The sequence below is a fragment of the Streptomyces corallincola genome (assembly GCF_019104725.1).
GTDB lineage: Bacteria > Actinomycetota > Actinomycetes > Streptomycetales > Streptomycetaceae > Streptomyces > Streptomyces corallincola.
Genome location: NZ_JAHRXF010000053.1, coordinates 21,920 through 40,397, shown reverse-complemented (window position 1 = coordinate 40,397; position 18,478 = coordinate 21,920). Strand labels below are relative to the sequence as shown.

At 72.2% G+C, this 18,478-nt stretch carries 19 protein-coding genes; 10 read left to right on the top strand and 9 right to left on the bottom strand.

Annotated elements, in window-relative coordinates:
* The first annotated feature begins 102 nt into the window (after window positions 1-102).
* Window positions 103-1,029 carry a helix-turn-helix domain-containing protein gene (locus KUM39_RS24790; RefSeq protein ID WP_308288229.1) on the top strand — a complete coding sequence of 309 codons (927 nt, stop codon included), beginning with the start codon at window positions 103-105 and terminating at the stop codon, window positions 1,027-1,029.
* A gap of 31 nt (window positions 1,030-1,060) precedes the next feature.
* Here the strand turns inward: KUM39_RS24790 and KUM39_RS24785 are convergent, their stop codons facing one another.
* Together KUM39_RS24785 and KUM39_RS24780 are read right to left on the bottom strand one after the other, a co-directional pair.
* A complete protein-coding gene (locus tag KUM39_RS24785; protein WP_281425751.1) occupies window positions 1,061-1,885 on the bottom strand; it encodes an SAM-dependent methyltransferase in 825 nt (274 codons plus the stop codon).
* A 192-nt stretch (window positions 1,886-2,077) separates the two neighbouring features.
* Window positions 2,078-2,314, bottom strand: a complete 237-nt coding sequence (locus KUM39_RS24780; protein WP_217787989.1) for a DUF397 domain-containing protein — start codon at window positions 2,312-2,314, stop codon at window positions 2,078-2,080.
* Between the two features lie 531 nt (window positions 2,315-2,845).
* Here KUM39_RS24780 and KUM39_RS24775 point away from each other — a divergent pair.
* Window positions 2,846-3,265 carry a helix-turn-helix domain-containing protein gene (locus KUM39_RS24775; RefSeq protein WP_217787988.1) on the top strand — a complete coding sequence of 140 codons (420 nt, stop codon included), beginning with the start codon at window positions 2,846-2,848 and terminating at the stop codon, window positions 3,263-3,265.
* A 39-nt stretch (window positions 3,266-3,304) separates the two neighbouring features.
* On the opposite strand, the gene KUM39_RS24770 is transcribed toward KUM39_RS24775, so the two are convergent.
* Window positions 3,305-3,571 carry a protealysin inhibitor emfourin gene (locus KUM39_RS24770; protein ID WP_217787994.1) on the bottom strand — a complete coding sequence of 89 codons (267 nt, stop codon included), beginning with the start codon at window positions 3,569-3,571 and terminating at the stop codon, window positions 3,305-3,307.
* A gap of 411 nt (window positions 3,572-3,982) precedes the next feature.
* Here KUM39_RS24770 and leuA point away from each other — a divergent pair, with 411 nt between their 5' ends.
* The 3 genes from leuA (at window position 3,983) to KUM39_RS24755 (ending at window position 7,947) form a co-directional block, all read left to right on the top strand.
* Window positions 3,983-5,704, top strand: a complete 1,722-nt coding sequence (gene leuA, locus KUM39_RS24765) for a 2-isopropylmalate synthase (protein ID WP_217787987.1) — start codon at window positions 3,983-3,985, stop codon at window positions 5,702-5,704.
* Window positions 5,705-5,890: 186 nt separating this feature from the next.
* A complete protein-coding gene (locus KUM39_RS24760; RefSeq protein WP_217787986.1) occupies window positions 5,891-6,586 on the top strand; it encodes a TerB family tellurite resistance protein in 696 nt (231 codons plus the stop codon).
* A gap of 143 nt (window positions 6,587-6,729) precedes the next feature.
* The gene (locus tag KUM39_RS24755; RefSeq protein ID WP_217787985.1) at window positions 6,730-7,947 is read left to right on the top strand and encodes a sialidase family protein; all 1,218 of its coding nucleotides are present in this window, start codon (window positions 6,730-6,732) and stop codon (window positions 7,945-7,947) included.
* Between the two features lie 26 nt (window positions 7,948-7,973).
* Here KUM39_RS24755 and KUM39_RS24750 read toward each other — a convergent pair whose 3' ends face one another.
* A complete protein-coding gene (locus KUM39_RS24750; protein WP_217787984.1) occupies window positions 7,974-8,900 on the bottom strand; it encodes a dihydrodipicolinate synthase family protein in 927 nt (308 codons plus the stop codon).
* 233 nt (window positions 8,901-9,133) lie between these two features.
* Between KUM39_RS24750 and recO the strand changes: the two genes are divergently transcribed.
* From recO to KUM39_RS24735, 3 genes are read left to right on the top strand one after another with little or no spacing between them, the layout of a single operon-like run.
* Complete coding sequence (gene recO, locus KUM39_RS24745) at window positions 9,134-9,880, top strand: DNA repair protein RecO (RefSeq protein ID WP_217787983.1); 747 nt, start codon at window positions 9,134-9,136, stop codon at window positions 9,878-9,880.
* A gap of 21 nt (window positions 9,881-9,901) precedes the next feature.
* Window positions 9,902-10,741 carry an isoprenyl transferase gene (locus tag KUM39_RS24740; RefSeq protein WP_217787982.1) on the top strand — a complete coding sequence of 280 codons (840 nt, stop codon included), beginning with the start codon at window positions 9,902-9,904 and terminating at the stop codon, window positions 10,739-10,741.
* Between the two features lie 57 nt (window positions 10,742-10,798).
* Window positions 10,799-11,347, top strand: a complete 549-nt coding sequence (locus tag KUM39_RS24735) for a YcxB family protein (RefSeq protein ID WP_217787981.1) — start codon at window positions 10,799-10,801, stop codon at window positions 11,345-11,347.
* Window positions 11,348-11,350: 3 nt separating this feature from the next.
* Here KUM39_RS24735 and KUM39_RS24730 read toward each other — a convergent pair whose 3' ends face one another.
* The 4 genes from KUM39_RS24730 to KUM39_RS24715 form a co-directional block, all read right to left on the bottom strand.
* Window positions 11,351-11,764, bottom strand: coding sequence for a Fur family transcriptional regulator (locus KUM39_RS24730; protein ID WP_217787980.1), 414 nt, complete (start codon window positions 11,762-11,764; stop codon window positions 11,351-11,353).
* Between the two features lie 136 nt (window positions 11,765-11,900).
* The gene (locus KUM39_RS24725; RefSeq protein WP_217787979.1) at window positions 11,901-12,791 is read right to left on the bottom strand and encodes a metal ABC transporter permease; all 891 of its coding nucleotides are present in this window, start codon (window positions 12,789-12,791) and stop codon (window positions 11,901-11,903) included.
* Window positions 12,791-13,561: a metal ABC transporter ATP-binding protein gene (locus KUM39_RS24720; RefSeq protein ID WP_217787978.1), complete on the bottom strand. Its 771-nt coding sequence runs from the start codon at window positions 13,559-13,561 to the stop codon at window positions 12,791-12,793. The genes KUM39_RS24725 and KUM39_RS24720 overlap by 1 nt, the downstream gene beginning before the upstream one ends.
* Window positions 13,562-13,578: 17 nt before the next feature.
* The gene (locus tag KUM39_RS24715; protein ID WP_217787977.1) at window positions 13,579-14,538 is read right to left on the bottom strand and encodes a metal ABC transporter substrate-binding protein; all 960 of its coding nucleotides are present in this window, start codon (window positions 14,536-14,538) and stop codon (window positions 13,579-13,581) included.
* 161 nt (window positions 14,539-14,699) lie between these two features.
* Between KUM39_RS24715 and KUM39_RS24710 the strand changes: the two genes are divergently transcribed.
* Window positions 14,700-16,082 (top strand): glycine--tRNA ligase, encoded by a 1,383-nt coding sequence (locus tag KUM39_RS24710; protein ID WP_217787976.1) that lies wholly within the window; start codon window positions 14,700-14,702, stop codon window positions 16,080-16,082.
* A gap of 70 nt (window positions 16,083-16,152) precedes the next feature.
* Here the strand turns inward: KUM39_RS24710 and KUM39_RS24705 are convergent, their stop codons facing one another.
* Complete coding sequence (locus KUM39_RS24705) at window positions 16,153-17,223, bottom strand: chitinase (RefSeq protein WP_217787975.1); 1,071 nt, start codon at window positions 17,221-17,223, stop codon at window positions 16,153-16,155.
* 229 nt (window positions 17,224-17,452) lie between these two features.
* Between KUM39_RS24705 and KUM39_RS24700 the strand changes: the two genes are divergently transcribed.
* On the top strand, window positions 17,453-18,469 hold the full coding sequence (locus tag KUM39_RS24700; protein ID WP_217787974.1) for an aldo/keto reductase: 1,017 nt from the start codon (window positions 17,453-17,455) through the stop codon (window positions 18,467-18,469).
* Window positions 18,470-18,478: the final 9 nt, after the last annotated feature.

Sequence of the window (18,478 nt, the reverse complement as noted above, 5' to 3'; positions counted from 1 at the left end):
CCGGGGGGCGGTACGGGCTTCCCCGGGGGGGGGGGGGGCCCGGGCGGGGGGGGGGGGGGGGAGGGGGGGGGGCGGGGGGGGGGGGGTGGGTGAGGAGTGGGTGTGGGGCAGCGGCGGGTGGCGGCCGGGGAGGGCGAGGGACGGCAGCCGGGGCGGCGGGTGCGGTATCTCCAGGACGAGGCCGCGCCGTCGGCGCCCCGGATGGTGCTGGGGAACGCGTTGCGGCGCAGACGGGCCGCGCGGGGCCTCAAACAGGAGGAGGTGGCCCGGCATCTCGGGGCGTCGCCGTCCAAGGTGAGCCGGATCGAGAACGGGCAGCACCAGTTCAAGGAGGACGACCTCGGGCGGTTCTTCACCGTCTACGGGATAGAAGACCCGTACGAGCAGGGGCAGTTGAGGGCGCTTGCCGAAGGGGCCAATCAGCCGACCTGGTGGCAGCCCTGGTCCGGGGTCGCCCAGAAGTCCCTTCAGGCGGCGGTGAGTTTCGAGGACATGGCGCAGCGCATCCGCTCCTACGAGCCGCTGCATCTCTACGGGCTGCTGCAAACCCCGGACTACGCACGGGCGTTGATCGGCCGGGGTGAGGACGACGCGCGTCGGCTGGACGCGCTGGTGGAGCTGCGCGAGGAGCGCCGGGCGCGGTTCGCGGACGCGGGCGGCGACAAGCGGCTGATGTGTGTCATCGACGAGGCGACCCTGCTCCGCCCGGTCGGCTCACCGGAGATCATGCGCGGCCAGCTGGACCATCTCGCGGAACTGGCCCAGAACCCGCGCTACCAGTTCCGCCTCGCCGAACTCGGCCGCTACGACCAGCCGGTGGAGCTGGGCTCGACCACCCTGTACGACTTCTCCGGCCGCGTGCTGCCCACCATCGTGTACGCCGAGGGGTTCGAGGGCGGGCTCGTCATCCAGGACGAGGAGTCCGTGGACCGCCGCAAGAAGGCGTTCGACGCCCTCCTCGTCTCCGCCCTCGGTCCCCGGCAGACCGCCCGCCGCATCCGCGACCTGGCCCGCGCCCACTACCGGTGAGCACCTCAACCGGGCCGGGACAAGGCCCTGTTCACGCCTTGCGGGCCACTCCCGTGTACACCGCCACATGCGCGTCCCGCAGCGGGGTCGGGCCGTCGTCCTCCGGGTCCGGCCGCCAGTGGTGGGCCACCACCACACCGGGCTCGATCAGCTCCAGCCCCGCGAAGAACCGCTCCACCTCTGCCCGCGACCGCACCTGCGCGGGCGTGCCGCGCCGCACATAGGCGTCCGTGATCGCCTGCCACGCCTCCGGCTCGAAATCGCCGGTGCAGTGCGACAGGCTCAGACAGGAGCCGCGCGGCAGCCGTTCGACGTAGGCCCGCACGAGGTCGTACGGCGCGAGGTCGTCCGGTACGAAGTGCAGCAGCGCGTGCAGACTGAGGGCCACCGGCCGGTCGAAGTCGATCACGCCCTCCGCCTCCACGGCGGCCAGCACCTCGGCGGGCCGGGTGGCGTCCGCCTGGACGTACGCGGTGCGGCCCTCGGCGGTGCCGTCGAGCAGCTGGTCCGCGTAGACGAGGACGATGGGGTCGTTGTCCACGTAGACGACCCGGCACTCGGGGGCGACGGACTGCACCACCTCGTGCAGGTTGGGCGAGGTCGGGATGCCCGTGCCGATGTCCACGAACTGCCGTACGCCCGACTCCGCGAGGTGCCGGACCGCGCGGTGCATGTACGCGCGGTTGGCGCGGGCGGCCGTCTCGACGGCCGGGAACACCCGGATCACCGCCTGCGCGGCCTCACGGTCCACGGCGTAGTTGGTCTTGCCGCCGAGGTAGTAGTCGTACATCCGGGCGCTGTGCGCCTTGTCCTGGCCCAGACCGGCCGCGTCGCCGCGCTCCGGTACCGCGCTCAAATCCCTTGCGGGTGCGGGCTGTTCCCCCACTGCGCCCTCCAGGCGTCCGGACGTCCCCCCGCCGCGCCCGCCCCGCGTGACCTGCGGGAGGGGTGCGGCGGGAGGTACGTGTCCACGGTGTGCGTGCGGCACATGCTTACCGGTGGGGCACCCGCTGTCCAGCACACCCGGTGTGGCCGGGTGCCCCTTTCGTCACAGCTCGCCGTGGCGTACCGCCGCCGTGAAGGCCGCCGCCGCCCGCCGGGAGAGCGGGACGGCAGGGCCGCCCCGGTGCCGCTTGGAGTCGCGGAACAGCACCGGCCCGCCGACCGGTTCCGCCACCTCGACGCAGGCACCCTGCGGGTTGCTGTACGAACTCTTCCGCCAGCCGGGGGCCGCCGCGCCCCGGTCGTCCGTTCCTCGGTCCCGCGCACAGTCCGGTTTCCGCATCGGGTGTCCTCCCGTGATCTCCGCAGTGCGGACGGATTCCTCGAACTCTTCGGCTCCGGCGTGCAATTGCACGCGGAGGCGTCGGTTACTCCCTGACCGGTCCGCCGCCCGGTATGCGTGTCCGGGGCGACAATGTCTCGATCCGGCTCCACCCCGCGTGCAAGTGCGCGCACGGCGCGGACACTTTCCTCGCACAGTCGGACCGGAGTGTGCGGGCTCCGCTTCCCGCCCGGACCGGGCGCCCGGCGCCCTCGGAAGCACCGGCGCACGGGGCGCGCGCCGGGGCTCCCACCAGCGGAAAGGGGGAGCGCATGGGGGCGCGTCCGGGGGTGCCCGTAGGGGTACGGAACGACCCGTGACGGTGTCCTGGGGGCGTTCCGCCGGGCCCGCACCCCGTTTCCGGCCTTCACGAAGCGGCACCGGAACCCTCCGTACCGGCCTACGGTCGTCCCCACCGCTCCACGTTCCGCCCGTCCCACCGCCCGACCGTTCCGCCCGCCCCACCCCCTGCCTTCGCGGGAGCCCACACCCATGCAGCACAGCCCACGATCCGCCCCGCCCACCCCGCACACCCCGTGTCCCGGCCCGGACCGTCCCCGCCCCACCCCGGTCGCCTCGCGCCCGGCACCCGCCTCGGGGGCGCACTTCGGTGTCGTCCTGCGCCGCATACAGCGGCTCGCGGGCCTCGACACCGCCGCGCTCGCCGAGCGCACCGGCACCGACCGCGCCGAGGTCGAGGAGATCCTGCGCGGCACCCGCTTCCCCACCCGCTGCTTCGCCGGTGCCTGCGCACGGGCCTGCGGCGTGGACAGCGGCGTCCTCCTCAAGGTCTGGGAGGACGAGCACGACCGCCTCCACCGCCGCCCGCGCCCCGCCCCCGACAGCGTGCCCACCCCCGAGGCCGCCCCCGGCGGTGCCGCCGACGGTACGGCGACCCCGACGGCCCCCTGACCCGCGCCCCTGCGCCTCCGCGCCCTCCGCGCGCCTCTCCTACGCCCCCTCCTTCAGCAGCCGCGTCACCAACTCCCGTACCGGATCGGCCACGTGCGGGTCCGCCGCGTACACCGTCCGGTCGTCCACGGTGATCGTGTAGTGGAAGCCGTCGGGGACGCCCGTAGGGGGAGCGGTGTCGGCCGCCGCGAGGGCACCGGCCGCCAGGGCGTGCCACCGCGCCGCGTCCGCCCGCCCCGCCGTGTCCACCCCGGCGGCCCGCTCGACACCGGCGAAGCCGCCCGTCCGCCGCACCCTGATCCGCATGCCCGACACCTCGCTCGTCCGTTCCGTCATGCCCGCCTGTCTAGTACGGCCCACCCACCCCGCGCACCCCCGCCCCCGGCCCCCTGCGGTCCGTGCGCCCCCTACGGCCCCTACGGCCCCGCAGACCCCCGAGCCCCCCTACGGCCCCTACGGGTCTCCGCGCCCTCGCCCTCTGTCACCCTTTGTCCAGGCAGCCCCCACGATCCCGCATGCTGATACGCCCCCCGCGCCCCCGAGAACGCTCGGCTAGCATGCGAGACATCATGCGTTTCGGGCTGCTTCTCCTTAGCTGCCGCGGTGAGGGCCTGTAGTCGAGGCCGACCCCCTCCCCGCGGAGCTGTGTCGTGTCGTCGGCCGTCCCCCAGGACAGCATCGACGGTCCGTACGGACACCACCGAGGAGCCCCGCATCATGGCCAACCGCCAGCAGCCCAGTTCCCTGCCGATCCACAAGTACGGCCGCTACGACCAGGTGGACATCCCGGACCGCACCTGGCCCGAGCGGCGGATCACCACCGCCCCCCGCTGGCTCTCCACCGACCTGCGCGACGGCAACCAGTCGCTGATCGACCCGATGTCCCCGGAGCGCAAGCGCCGGATGTTCGACCAGCTGGTCAAGATGGGCTACAAGGAGATCGAGGTCGGCTTCCCCGCCTCCGGCCAGACCGACTTCGACTTCGTGCGGTCGATCATCGAGGAGGAGGGCGCGATCCCGGAGGACGTCACGATCTCCGTGCTGACGCAGGCCCGCGAGGACCTGATCGAGCGGACCGTGGAGTCCCTGAAGGGCGCCCGCCGGGCCACCGTCCACCTGTACAACGCGACCGCGCCGGTGTTCCGCCGGGTCGTGTTCCGGGGCTCCAAGGACGACATCAGGCAGATCGCCGTGGACGGCACCCGGCTGGTCATGGAGTACGCCGAGAAGCTGCTCGGCCCCGAAACCGAATTCGGCTACCAGTACAGCCCGGAGATCTTCACCGACACCGAGCTGGACTTCGCGCTGGAGGTCTGCGAGGCGGTGATGGACATCTACCAGCCCGGTCCCGGCCGCGAGATCATCCTCAACCTGCCCGCCACCGTGGAGCGTTCGACGCCGTCCACGCACGCGGACCGCTTCGAGTGGATGCACCGGCGGCTGTCCCGCCGCGAGCACGTCGTGCTGTCCGTGCACCCGCACAACGACCGGGGCACCGCCGTCGCCGCCGCCGAACTGGCCGTGATGGCGGGCGCGGACCGCGTCGAGGGCTGCCTGTTCGGACAGGGTGAGCGGACCGGCAACGTCGATCTGGTCACCCTGGGCATGAACCTGTTCTCGCAGGGCGTCGATCCGCAGATCGACTTCTCCGACATCGACGAGATCCGCCGGGTCTGGGAATACTGCAACCAGATGGAGGTCCACCCGCGCCACCCGTACGTGGGCGACCTGGTCTACACGTCCTTCTCCGGCTCCCACCAGGACGCCATCAAGAAGGGCTTCGACGCGATGGAGGCCGACGCGGCGGCGCGGGACGTCACCGTGGACGACATCGAGTGGGCGGTGCCGTACCTGCCCATCGACCCCAAGGACGTCGGCCGCTCCTACGAGGCGGTCATCCGCGTCAACTCCCAGTCCGGCAAGGGCGGAGTGGCGTACGTCCTGAAGAACGACCACAAGCTGGAACTGCCCCGCCGGATGCAGATCGAGTTCTCGAAGATCATCCAGGCGAAGACCGACGCCGAGGGCGGCGAGATCACCGGGTCCGCGATCTGGGCGTGCTTCCGGGACGAGTACCTGCCCAACCCCGAGAACCCCTGGGGCCGTATCCAGGTCCGCACCGGGCAGTCCACCACCGACACCGACGGCACCGACACGCTCACCGTCGAGGCCACCGTGGACGGCGAGGACACCGTGCTGACCGGTTCCGGCAACGGCCCGATCTCCGCGTTCTTCGACGCGTTGCAGTCCGTGGGCATCGACGTACGGCTGCTGGACTACCAGGAGCACACGATGAGCGAGGGCGCCTCCGCGCAGGCCGCCTCGTACATCGAATGCGCGATCGACGGCAAGGTTCTGTGGGGGATCGGAATCGACGCGAACACGACGCGTGCGTCACTGAAGGCGGTCGTCTCCGCCGTCAACCGAGCGACCCGCTGACCCCCTCCCACCGGGTGTTTTCCGGAGCCCGGCCGTCCGCGAGGACGGCCGGGCTCCCGTCGTATATCGGCCATCGGCCGCCCTTGATCACGGAAAGGTCACCTACGGGGTACTGACTCAGCCCTCCGGATGTGGCTAACATCACGCCAGCGCGGCGATGTTGCCGTGAGGTTACGGAGGTGCGACGTGCTGCCAGTGAGGGGACGAGACGGCCGAGCCGCCGGGGCTGCGCGCATCCTGTGCACCCGCACCGCCTGGACACCCGTGGGGGACGGGGAGTTCTTCTGCCCCGGCTGCGGCGGCGACCGCAACTACCAGCGCCTGACCGGGCGTCGGCGGCTCACCCTCCTCGGGGTGCCGGTGCTGCCGCGCGGCGAGGCCGGGCCCGTCGTGGAATGCGCCTCCTGCCGCGAGCACTTCGGCACCGATGTCCTCGACCACCCCACCACGCGCCGCTTCTCCGCGATGCTCCGCGACGGCGTCCACACCGCCGCCCTCGCGGTCCTCGCGGCGGGCGGCACCTCCTCCCGTACGGTCCTGGAGGCCGCCGCCGTCGCGGTGCGCGCCGCCGGGTTCGAGAGCTGTACGGAGGAGCAGCTCGCGGCGATGGTGGAGGCGCTGGAGGCCGACACCGGGCGGGCCGTGGACGGGCCGTCCACACCGGGGCTGGCCATAGAGCTGCACGAGGCGCTGGACCCGCTGGCCCCGCACCTCGCCCCCGGCGGCCGGGAGTCGCTGTTCCTGGACGCGGCGCGGATCGCCCTCGCGGACGGCCCGTACACCCCCGCCGAACAGGACACCCTGACCACGGTCGGCGCCGCCCTCACCCTCCCCGCCTCGGACGTGACCCGCCTCCTGGCGGCGGCCCGCACCCCGTCCTGAGCGCCGCGTCCCCAGAAGGGCTGCCGCACGGCCGGTCCCGGTTCGCTCCCTCCGTGCCCCCGCCCCCGCTCGGGGCCCCTTCGGTGGGGTGCTCGTTCCGGGGACGCCGTTACGGGACGCGGGGACGCGGGGAGGTCTGGGCGGTGAACCCGTCGAACCGTGTCACCGTCCTTGCCGGGGTCGTGCTCGCGCCCCTCGCCCTCGCCGCGCCCCTCGCCCTCGCCGGGCCCGCGCGGGCGGCCACCGCCGGGTGCGCCGTCTCCGTGCCCTACCGGGCGGGGGAGGGCGGGTACGCCAGTTACCGGATTCCCGCCGTGCTCGGCACTCCGCGCGGGACGCTGCTCGCGTTCGCGGAGGGACGGCGGGACGGGGCGGGGGACTCGGGCACCATCGATGTCGTGGTGCGGAGGTCGCGGGACGGCGGGTGCTCGTGGGGGGAGACGAGCGTCGTCGCCGCCGGGGACGGGGACACGCGGGGGAACCCGGCGCCCGTCGTGGACCCCCGTACCGGGGATGTCGTCCTCGTCACCACGTACAACAGCGGCCGGGTGACGGAGGCGCAGATCATGCGCGGGGAGGTGACCCCCGAGCAGGGACGCCGGGTGTTCGTGCAGCGCAGTGACGACGACGGGCGGCGGTTCGGCGATCCCGAGGAGATCACCGCCGAGGCCGTGCGTCCCGGCTGGCGCTGGTACGCGACCGGTCCCGGACACGCGCTGGCGCTCACCCGCGGCCCGCACACCGGGCGTCTGGTGGTGCCCGCCGACCACTCCGCCGCCCCGCCCGAGGGGTCTCCGGACACCGGGCGGGAGGCCAGGTACTACGGCGCCCACGCCCTCTACAGCGACGACGGCGGTCACACCTGGCACCTCGGCTTCACCGACGACACCTACGACGGCACCGCCAACACCAACGAGACCAGCGCTGCCCAACTCCCCGACGGGCGGATCTACTTCAGCTCACGCGACCAGAACGGCAGCGCCCCCGACAACCGGCTCGCCGCCTACTCCTCCGACGGCGGCGCCACCCTGGACGCCCCGTTCGCACCCCAGCCCGGCCTGGAGGACGTCCCCGTGGTGCAGGCGAGCGTCCTCCAACTGGCGGGTGAGAAAGCTCCGTTGCTGTTCTCCGGCCCGTCCGACCCCACCGCCCGCCGCGCCCTGGCCGTCTGGTCCGGCACCGACGGGGCCCGGACCTTCACGAGGCGGCGCACCTTCTCCGAGCGGCCCGCCGCCTACTCCGACCTCGTCCAGCTCGACCCCGCCACCGCCGGGTGCCTGTACGAGACGGGCACCGGCGGGGCGTACGACACCATCGAGTTCCGGCGGCTGCCCCTCGGTGAACTCCTCAAGGGCGGCTGACAGCAGGCCCGCAGGGCGCGGCGAGGCTACAACAGCCCGGCCGCCGCAAGGTACTTGCCCACCAGCGCCACCTCGTTCCCCGACAGCGGCACCTGCGGCTCCGCCGTGATCGGGCAGTCGATCACGCCCCGCAGGTGCAGCGCCGCCTTGAACGCGCCGAGCGCCGACGAACTCCCGCCCATCCGCGCCGGGTCGCCCACCCCGACCAGCCCGAACAGCGCGCGCAGCCGCTCCTGTTCGGCCCGTGCGCCCTCCGGGTCACCGGCCCGGCACAGCCGGTACATCCGGACGTACCCGTGCGGGTCCACGTTCCCGAGGCCGGGGACGACCCCGTCGGCACCCAGCGCCAGGGCCGCGTCCGCGATCACCTCGGAGCCGGTCAGCACCGCGAACCCGGCGTGCGCGCGGGCCCCCGCGACCACCTCCCGGAAGGCGGCGAGGTCCCCGCTGGAGTCCTTCAGCCCGGCCAGCACCCCGTCCGCCGCCAGTCCCAGCACCACGTCGGCCGGGAGTTTGGTGTGCACCGCCGACGGAATGTCGTAGGCGATCACCGGGACCGGGCTCGCGGCGGCGATCCGGCGGAAGTGGTGCACCAGCTCGGCGGGGTGGGTGCGGGCGTAGAACGGCGCGGTGACCACGACCGCCTCCGCGCCCGCCCCGGTGACGGAGCGGACGTGGTCCAGGACGCGCGGGGTCGTCATGTCGATGACGCCCGCGATCACCGGGAGCTGCCCGGCCACGTGCGCGCTCACCGCCTCCACCACCTGGCGGCGCTGCCGGTCGGTGAGGAAGGCCGCCTCGGAGGTCGAGCCGAGGACGAACAGGCCGTGCGTCCCGGCCTCGACCAGATGGTCCACGAGGCGGCACAGCGAGGGCACGTCCACCTCGCGCTCGGGGGTGAGGGGGGTGCAGACGGGCGGGACGACGCCGGTCAGCGGGGCGGGGAGGGTCATCGGGACTCCTGGCGTACTGGGTCGCGGTTCGGCCGGCCCCCCTCCACAGGATGGTGACAGCGATACCGGTGTTCCGGGTGCGACGCGGCCGGAAGGTCCGGCATCCGCGCCGCGCGGGGCGGCAGGCAGAATGGAGGCATGACCCCACCGCGCACCGAGGCCCCCGTACCGGCCGCCCCCGCGCCGTACGCCCGGCCGCCGGGCGCGCCGCGCGCAGCCGCCGGGAGTGCCCGGTGAGCCTGTTCCGGGACGACGGCGTCGTCCTGCGCACCCAGAAGCTCGGCGAGGCCGACCGCATCATCACCCTGCTCACCCGTGGCCACGGCCGGGTCCGCGCGGTGGCCCGGGGTGTCCGGCGCACCAAGTCCAAGTTCGGTGCCCGGCTGGAACCCTTCTCCCACGTGGACGTGCAGTTCTTCGCGCGCGGCAGCGAACTGGTCGGGCGCGGGCTGCCGCTGTGCACCCAGAGCGAGACCATCGCGCCGTACGGCGGCGGCATCGTCAGCGACTACGCCCGCTACACCGCGGGCACCGCCATGCTGGAGACCGCCGAGCGGTTCACCGACCACGAGGGCGAACCGGCGGTCCAGCAGTATCTGCTGCTGGTCGGCGGGCTGCGCACGCTCGCGCGCGGTGAGCACGCCCCGCATCTGGTGCTGGACGCGTTCCTGCTCCGCTCGCTCGCCGTGAACGGGTACGCGCCGAGCTTCGGGGACTGCGCGAAGTGCGGGATGCCGGGGCCGAACCGGTTCTTCTCGGTCGCCTCGGGCGGCAGCGTGTGCGGGGACTGCCGGGTGGCCGGCAGCGTCGTCCCCTCACCGCAGACCCTGGTGCTGCTCGGCGCGCTGCTTACGGGAGACTGGGAGACCGCGGACGCGAGCGAGGCGCGCCACGTCCGCGAGGGCAGCGGGCTGGTGTCCGCCTACCTGCACTGGCATCTGGAGCGGGGGCTGCGCTCGCTCAGGTACGTCGAGAAGTAGCCACGAGGAGACGAGAAGCACATGGTCGTACGCGGAATCCTGGGTCGCCGCCGCCGTGAGTACCGGGCACCGGAGCCGCACCCCTCCGGCGCCCGTGCCCCGAAGCTGCCGGGCGAGCTGGTCCCCGAGCACGTGGCGATCGTCATGGACGGCAACGGCCGCTGGGCCAAGGAGCGCGGGCTGCCCCGCACCGAGGGGCACAAGGTCGGCGCCGAGCAGGTCCTCGACGTGCTCCAGGGCTGCCTGGAGCTGGGCGTGCGCAACATCTCGCTGTACGCCTTCTCCACCGAGAACTGGAAGCGCTCGCCCGACGAGGTGCGCTTCCTGATGAACTTCAACCGGGACTTCATCCGCAAGACCCGTGACCAGCTCGACGAACTCGGCATCCGCGTACGGTGGGTGGGCCGGATGCCCAAGCTATGGAAGTCGGTCGCCAAGGAGCTCCAGGTCGCCCAGGAGCAGACCAAGGACAACGACCGCCTCACCCTGTACTTCTGCATGAACTACGGCGGCCGTGCCGAGATCGCCGACGCCGCGCAGGCCATCGCCGAGGAGGTGAAGGCGGGCCGCCTCGACCCGTCCAAGATCTCCGAGAAGACCGTCCAGAAGTACCTCTACTACGGCGACATGCCCGACGTGGACCTCTTCCTGAGGCCCAGCGGCGAACAGCGCACCTCCAACTACCTTCTCTGGCAGTCCGCTTACGCCGAGATGGTCTTCCAGGACGTGCTCTGGCCCGACTTCGACCGCCGCGACCTCTGGCGGGCCTGCCTCGAATTCGCCTCCCGCGACCGCCGCTTCGGCGGCGCCATCCCCAACGAGGAACTGCTGGCGATGGAGGGCCGCACCGGGGAGGAGTGAGACCGGGCGTGCCTCTACTATTCCTTCGCACTGTCGTGTACATGGGGAGGAAGTGCGATGGGGCGCGATGCGCTGACACGTGAGGGGACCGGGGCGGGCGCGCGAGGGGCCGCGGTCACGCTGAACTACCGCCCGGAGACAGGGGACTTCAGGTCCGCGCTGACGGTACGGTTCTGGCGCGGCCGACAGGGCAGGGTGACGATGTTCACGCTGCCCTGTTCCCTGGCCATCGCCCTGATGCTGGGCTGGCTGTGGTTCACCGGGAACGGCGAGGGCTCCTGGGTCCCCTCCGCCGCCGTGTGCTGCTACGTCCTCCTGGTGCCGCTGGTGCCCGCGATGTTCGCCCCGCGGTTCCGGAAGCGGGCCGAGGCACAGGGCACGTACCGGATCACGGTCACGGACGACGGCGTCCGGGTGGTCACCGACCGGACGACCACGGTCACCGACTGGACGGACTACAAGGCGTATCTGGAGTCCGCGCGCGTCTTCGTGCTGGACGCCCACGGTCCCGACGAGTTCACCGTGATCCCCAAGCGCGCCCTCACCGGCTCCGCCGAGGCGGACCGGCTCCGGGAGATCCTGCGTCGGCACCTGGACCGGCGCTGACGGTCAGGGCCCCTCGGCGCAGTCCGCGCAGGTGCCGAAGATCTCCAGGGTGTGGGCGACGTTGACGAAGCCGTGTTCGGCGGCGACGGCGTCGGCCCAGTGCTCCACGGCGGGCCCCTCCACCTCGACGGCCTTGCCGCAGACGCGGCAGACCAGATGGTGGTGGTGCTCGCCGCTGGAGCAGCGGCGGTAGACGGACTCGCCGTCGGAGGTGCGCAGGACGTCCACCTCACCGGCGTCGGCGAGGGACTGGAGGGTGCGGTAGACCGTGGTCAGGCCGACCGAGTCGCCCTTGTGCTTCAGCATGTCGTGCAGGTCCTGCGCGCTGCGGAACTCCTCGACCTCGTCGAGAGCCGCCGCCACGGCGGCGCGCTGCCGGGTGGAGCGGCCCTTCACGGGCGGTCCAGCGGTGGTCACCGGTTGCCTCCTCACGTAATGCCTGGGCCCCGCCCATTCTGCCAGCCCCGGCCCCACGGAGTCGGCCCCCGAGGCCCCGCCCGGCCGCCGGGAGGCCCGTACGGCCGGAAAACGCGTGCCCGGCCGGGGCCCCGCGCTACCCCCCGGCCGCCCGCGCCGCCGGGATCGCGCACTCCACCGGGTCCCCGGCGGGCAGTGCCGCCGCCGCGGCGCGGGCCCGGCGGCGGGCCAGTGGCGCGGCCAGCGCGGTCAGCGCGAGGAAGACGGCGATGGTGAGCAGGACGATCGTCGCGCCGGGCGGGATGTCCTGGTAGAAGGAGGTCACCGTGCCGCCGACGGAGGCGGTGATGCCGAGCGCGACGGCGACGGCGTAGGTCGTGGCGAAGCTGCGGGTGAGCTGCTGGGCGGCGGCCACCGGGACCACCATCAGCGCGGACACCAGGATCAGCCCGACCACCCGCATCGCCACGGTCACGGTGACGGCGGCGGTCACGGCGGTCAGCAGGTTCAGCGCGCGCACCGGCACCCCGGTGACCCGCGCGAACTCCTCGTCCTGGCTGACCGCGAACAACTGGCGGCGCAGCCCCAGCGAGACCACGATCACGAAGGCGGCCAGGACCGAGATCGCGGTCACGTCGGAGGCGGACACCGTGGACAGCGAGCCGAACAGGTACGAGGTCAGGTTGGCGTTGGAGCCGTCGGGGGCGAGGTTCACGAACATCACCCCGCCCGCCATCCCGCCGTAGAACAGCATGGCGAGGGCGATCTCGCCGCGCGTCCTGCCGTACCAGCGGATCAGCTCCATCAGGACCGAGCCGACCACGGAGACCAGCGTCGCCATCCACACCGGCGAGGCGTCCAGCAGGAAGCCGAGGCCGACGCCGGTCATCGCCACGTGCCCGATGCCGTCGCCCATCAGGGCCTGGCGGCGCTGCACGAGGTAGATCCCGATCGCGGGCGCGGTGATCCCGACCAGCACGGCCGAGACCAACGCCCGCTGCATGAAGGCGTAGTCAAGGAATTCCATCAGCCGAGCAGCCCCGTCCCGATCGGTGCCGCGCCCCCGGGCGCGTGCGGGTGTACGTGGTCGTGGCCGGGCAGGGCGTGCTGGCCGAGAGCCCGCGGCGGCGGGCCGTCGTGGGTGACGCAGCCGTCGCGCAGGACCACCGCCCGGTCGATCAGCGGTTCCAGTGGCCCGAGTTCGTGCAGCACGAGCAGCACGGTGGTCCCGGCGGCGACCTGGGTGCGCAGGGTCGTGGCGAGGATCTCCTGGCTGGCGAGGTCCACGCCCGCCATCGGCTCGTCCATGATCAGGAGTTCGGGTTCCACGGCGAGCGCGCGGGCGATCAGCACCCGCTGGTGCTGGCCCCCGGAGAGCGCGGTCACCGGGTCGTGCGCCCGGTCGCCCATCCCGACGAGGTCCAGGGCGCGGCGTACGGCGTCCCGGTCGGCCCGTCCGAACCGGCCGAAGCGGGTCCGGGCCAGCCGCCCCGAGGAGACGATCTCGGTCACCGTGGCGGGCACCCCGCCCGCCGCCGTGGTGCGCTGCGGTACGTACCCCAGCCGCGCCCAGTCCCGGAGGGCGCGCAGCGGGGTGCCGAACAGCTCGACGGCGCCCGCGACCGCCGGGACCTGCCCGATGACGGTGCGCACGGCCGTGGACTTGCCGGAGCCGTTGGCGCCGAGCAGCGCGACCACCTCGCCCCGGCGCACGGCGAGGTCGATGCCGCGCAGCACCGGCCGCGCGCCCAGTTCCGCGCGAACCCCGCGCAGCTCCACCACGGTCTCCGCGGTCATCCGGCCCTCCCTGGAGGTCACTTGGCGTTCAGCGCCTTCTGGAGCGCCTTGAGGTTGGCGTCCTGCACGGAGAAGTAGTCCGTGCCGCGCGACTTGGCGGTGATGCCCTCGATGGGGTCGAGCACGTCGGTGCGCAGATGTCCGTCGGCCGCGATGGTCCTGGCGGTCCTGTCGCTGACGAGGGTCTCGTAGAAGACGGTGGAGACGCCGTCGGCCTTGGCGATGTTCTCCAGGTCCTTCACGCGCACCGCGCTGGGCTCGGAGTCGGGGTCGAGCCCGGTGATGGCCTCCTCGGTGAGGCCGTAGCGCTCGGCGAGGTAGCCGAAGGCGGCGTGCGTGGTGATGAAGACCTTGGTGCGGGTGTGCGCGAGCCCGTCGCGAAACCGCACGTTCAGCGCGTCCAACTGCTTCACCAGCACGGCGGTGTTCTTCCGGTAGTCGGCCGCGTGTGAGGGGTCCGCCTTCTCGAAGGCCTTGCCGACGCCCTCGGCGACCTGGGCGTAGCGGACCGGGTCGAGCCAGATGTGCGGGTCGATCCCGGCGGACTCGGCGGCGGAGTGGGTGTCGTGCGCGGCGGCGTGCCCGCCGACCTCGTTGCCGTGCTCCTCCGTCGTCGTGAGGGAGGCCGCGTCGATCTTGGTCTTCACCGGGGACTGGGCGACCGCCTCGTCCACCGAGGGCTGCACGTTCTTGAGGTAGAGGACCGCGTCGGACTTCTGGATCAGCGCGATCTGCTTCGGGCTGATCTCCAGGTCGTGCGGTTCCTGGCCGGGCGCGGTCAGCGAGGTGACGTGGACGTGGTCGCCGCCGATGCGCTCGGCGAGGAAGGTCATCGGATAGAAGGACGCGACGACGTCGAACTTCCCGGGCGTGCCCGCCGCGGCCGTGTCGGAGGAGCAGGCGGAGAGGGTCGTCAGGCCGAGCGCGGTGGCGGCGGTGATCGCGGACACGGATATGAGACGTCGTCGTGCTGTCATGACACTCATTTTCAACAAAGATGGAAACGGTTGTCAACAAGCCCTCCGAGGGGCCGCTTACCAGGGGCCGATTTGGCCGAGGGGGAGGCCGCGCCGGTAACCTGAAGCATTCGCTGGAAGCATCTCGCTTCAACGCCCGTCGTCGTAATGAAGAGAGCACCGTGGCCGCCGACAAGATCGACACCATCGTCAGCCTGAGCAAGCGCCGTGGCTTCGTTTTCCCCTGCAGTGAGATCTACGGCGGACAGCGTGCCGCCTGGGACTACGGACCCCTGGGTGTCGAGCTGAAGGAGAACATCAAGCGCCAGTGGTGGCGTTACATGGTGACGTCGCGCGAGGACGTGGTCGGTCTCGACTCGTCCGTGATCCTGGCCCCCGAGGTCTGGGTGGCCTCCGGCCACGTCGCCACGTTCAGCGACCCGCTGACCGAATGCACCGCCTGCCACAAGCGGTTCCGTGCCGACCACCTCGAAGAGCACTACGAGGAGAAGAAGGGCCACGCCCCGGCGAACGGCCTCGCGGACGTCAACTGCCCCAACTGCGGCAACAAGGGCCAGTTCACCGAGCCCAAGCAGTTCTCCGGCCTGCTCTCCACCCACCTCGGCCCCACTCAGGACACCGGCTCGGTCGCCTACCTGCGCCCCGAGACCGCCCAGGGCATCTTCACCAACTTCGCCCAGGTGCAGACCTCTTCGCGCCGCAAGCCGCCGTTCGGCATCGCGCAGATGGGCAAGTCCTTCCGCAACGAGATCACGCCGGGCAACTTCATCTTCCGGACCCGTGAGTTCGAGCAGATGGAGATGGAGTTCTTCGTCAAGCCCGGTGAGGACGAGGGCTGGCAGGACTACTGGATGCAGCAGCGCTGGAACTGGTACACCGGCCTCGGCATGCGCGAGGAGAACATGCGGTGGTACGAGCACCCGAAGGAGAAGCTCTCCCACTACTCCAAGCGCACCGCCGACATCGAGTACCGCTTCCAGTTCGGCGGCAGCGAGTGGGGTGAGCTGGAGGGCGTCGCCAACCGCACCGACTACGACCTCACCGCGCACTCCAAGGCGTCCGGCCAGGACCTCGCCTACTACGACCAGGAGGCCGGCGAGCGCTGGACTCCGTACGTCATCGAGCCCGCCGCCGGTGTCGGCCGCACGATGCTGGCGTTCCTGCTCGACGCCTACGTCGAGGACGAGGCCCCCAACGCCAAGGGCAAGCTGGAGAAGCGCACCGTGCTGCGCCTCGACCACCGCCTCGCCCCGGTGAAGGCCGCGGTGCTCCCGCTGTCCCGCAACCCCGAGCTGTCCCCGAAGGCCAAGGGGCTCGCCCAGGCGCTGCGCCGGCACTGGAACATCGAGTTCGACGACGCCGGTGCCATCGGCCGCCGCTACCGCCGCCAGGACGAGATCGGCACGCCGTACTGCGTGACGGTGGACTTCGACACCCTGGACGACAACGCGGTCACCGTCCGCGAGCGCGACACCATGAAGCAGGAGCGCGTCTCGCTGGACCAGATCGAGGGCTACCTGGCCGCCCGCCTCATCGGCTGCTGACCTCGGTTCCCCGCCCGTCCGCCCGCCCGCCGGTCACTCCGGCGGGCGGGCGGACGCGTGCTGTCGGGGCTCAACGCCCTTGCAGCGCCTTGACGTTGTCGCCGAACGTCCAGCTCTTCGAGCCGTCCCAGTTGAGCGACCAGGTCATCAGACCCTTGAGCGCGCCGCCGTAGTGCCGCCACGCCTCGGAGACCTGGCCCGGCGCCAGGTACCCGCCGCCCGCGCCGCTCTGCGCGGGCAGCCCCGGCACCTGCTTGTCGTACGGCACCCGTACGGTCGTGCCCTGCACGGTCAGCCCGTTGTTCAGGCAGTCGGTCTGCGCGGTGAAGCCCTCGACGGTCCCGGCGGAGTAACTGTCCCCGGAACAGCCGTACATGCTGCCGTTGTAGTACTGCATGTTCAGCCACCACAGGCGCCCGTTGTCGGCGTACTTCTTCACGATGGGCAGATACGCGCCCCAGATCGAGCCGTAGGTGACGCTGCCGCCGGTGACGTACGCGGTCTCCGGGGCCATCGTCAGCCCGAAGCCGGACGGCATCTGCGCGAGGACGCCGTCGATGATGCGGATCAAGTTGGCCTGTGACGCGGAGAGTTGGGAGATGTTCCCGCTGCCGCTCAGGCCGGTCTCGATGTCGATGTCGATGCCGTCGAAGTTGTACTCCTTCAGGATCGGCACGATGGTCGCCACGAACCGGTCCGCGACCGCCTCCGAGGACAGGTCGATCCCGGCGGTGGCACCGCCGATGGACATCAGGATGGTCTGCCCGGACGCCTTGGCCGCGCACATCTCGGCCGGGGTCGCCACCTTCACCCCGCTGTCCATGCCGTCCTCCCACAGCGCCGTCCCGTCCGAACGGATCACGGGGAAGGCCGCGTTGAGGACGTTGTAGCCGTGCGCGGCGATGGCCGGATCGTCGATGGAGGTCCAACCGTAGGGCGGGTGCACGCCGTTGGCGGCGCCGTCCCAGTTCTCCCAGTACCCCTGGAGCACCTTGCCCGTCGGGCGGGACTTCACGGCACAGGTGTCGGCGGCGGGCGAACCGCCATTCAGCGCAACGGCGTTGGGCGCTGCGGCGAGGCCGAGCGGGGCGAGCAGGGCCGCGGCGAGCGCGGCGGTGAGCAGGCGGGTGCGTCGGAGCATGCGGGTCCTCCCGGTGGGGGAAGCGGCGACGGCCGTGGGGGGCCGGTGGGGCGCCGCGTACGGGTCGTGGGTGTCGAAGGCATGTCATTCCGGTGTGGTGGAGCGTGCCTGTGGTCCAGACCTTTCGTCAAGGGGGCGGGGCGGGCGGAGGTGTGCGCCGGGCCGTGGGGTGCTGAATGACAGCTGACAGATGTTGAAATCTGTCATCTGTCATGGCAGGGTGACCGGTATGACGACGACGATGCGCACCCGTCCCCTCGGCACCACCGGCCCCGAGGTCTCCGCCCTCGGCCTCGGCTGCATGGGCATGTCCGCGATGTACGGCCAGGCGGACCGCGCCGAGTCCCTGGCGACGATCCACGCGGCCCTGGAAGCGGGCGTCACCCTGCTGGACACCGGCGACTTCTACGCGATGGGCCACAACGAACTGCTGGTCGGCGAGGCCCTGCGCACCGCCTCCGCCGCCGCCCGCGAACAGGCCCTGGTCAGCGTCAAGTTCGGCGCCCTGCGCGGCCCGGACGGCGGCTGGCTCGGCTACGACGGCCGCCCCGCCGCCGTGAAGAACTTCGCCGCGTACTCCCTCCAGCGCCTCGGCGTCGAGCACATCGACGTCTACCGCATCGCCCGTCTCGACCCGGACGTGCCGATCGAGGAGACCGTCGGCGCGATCGCGGAACTGGTCGAGCAGGGGTACGTCCGGCACATCGGGCTCAGCGAGGTCGGCGCCGCGACGATCCGCCGGGCCGCCGCCACCGCGCCCATCGCGGACCTCCAGATCGAGTACTCCCTGATCTCCCGCGGCATCGAGCGCGAGATCCTGCCCACCACCCGTGAACTCGGCATCGCCGTCACCGCGTACGGCGTCCTGTCGCGCGGGCTGATCTCCGGCCACTTCAGCGCCGAACGACAGCTCCCGGCGAACGACCTGCGCTCCCACACGCCCCGTTTCCAGGGGGACAACCTCCGGCACAACCTCGCGCTGGTCGAGGCGCTGCGGGCCGTCGCGGAGGAGAAGGGCGCCAGTGTCGCCCAGGTCGCCATCGCCTGGGTGCTGGCACGTGGCGCGGACATCGTGCCGCTGATCGGCGCCCGCAGCCGGGAGCGGCTCACCGAGTCGCTGGGCGCGCTGGACGTCACCCTCACCGAGGGCGACCTCGCGGCGATCGAGAAGGCGGTGCCCGAGGGCGCGGCGGCCGGTGACCGGTACGCGGCGGCGCAGATGGCACACCTCGACAGTGAGCGCTGAACCCGCCCA

Bases quoted from the DNA above. Each gene is read 5' to 3' on its own strand.
- KUM39_RS24780 (WP_217787989.1), bottom strand. From the start codon at position 2,314: ATGCGGAAACCGGACTGTGCGCGGGACCGAGGAACGGACGACCGGGGC.
- KUM39_RS24775 (WP_217787988.1), top strand. From the start codon at position 2,846: ATGCAGCACAGCCCACGATCCGCCCCGCCCACCCCGCACACCCCGTGT.
- KUM39_RS24770 (WP_217787994.1), bottom strand. From the start codon at position 3,571: ATGCGGATCAGGGTGCGGCGGACGGGCGGCTTCGCCGGTGTCGAGCGG.
- leuA (WP_217787987.1), top strand. From the start codon at position 3,983: ATGGCCAACCGCCAGCAGCCCAGTTCCCTGCCGATCCACAAGTACGGC.
- KUM39_RS24750 (WP_217787984.1), bottom strand. From the start codon at position 8,900: ATGACCCTCCCCGCCCCGCTGACCGGCGTCGTCCCGCCCGTCTGCACC.
- KUM39_RS24740 (WP_217787982.1), top strand. From the start codon at position 9,902: ATGGTCGTACGCGGAATCCTGGGTCGCCGCCGCCGTGAGTACCGGGCA.
- KUM39_RS24735 (WP_217787981.1), top strand. From the start codon at position 10,799: ATGGGGCGCGATGCGCTGACACGTGAGGGGACCGGGGCGGGCGCGCGA.
- KUM39_RS24725 (WP_217787979.1), bottom strand. From the start codon at position 12,791: ATGGAATTCCTTGACTACGCCTTCATGCAGCGGGCGTTGGTCTCGGCC.
- KUM39_RS24720 (WP_217787978.1), bottom strand. From the start codon at position 13,561: ATGACCGCGGAGACCGTGGTGGAGCTGCGCGGGGTTCGCGCGGAACTG.
- KUM39_RS24715 (WP_217787977.1), bottom strand. From the start codon at position 14,538: ATGACAGCACGACGACGTCTCATATCCGTGTCCGCGATCACCGCCGCC.
- KUM39_RS24705 (WP_217787975.1), bottom strand. From the start codon at position 17,223: ATGCTCCGACGCACCCGCCTGCTCACCGCCGCGCTCGCCGCGGCCCTG.
- KUM39_RS24700 (WP_217787974.1), top strand. From the start codon at position 17,453: ATGACGACGACGATGCGCACCCGTCCCCTCGGCACCACCGGCCCCGAG.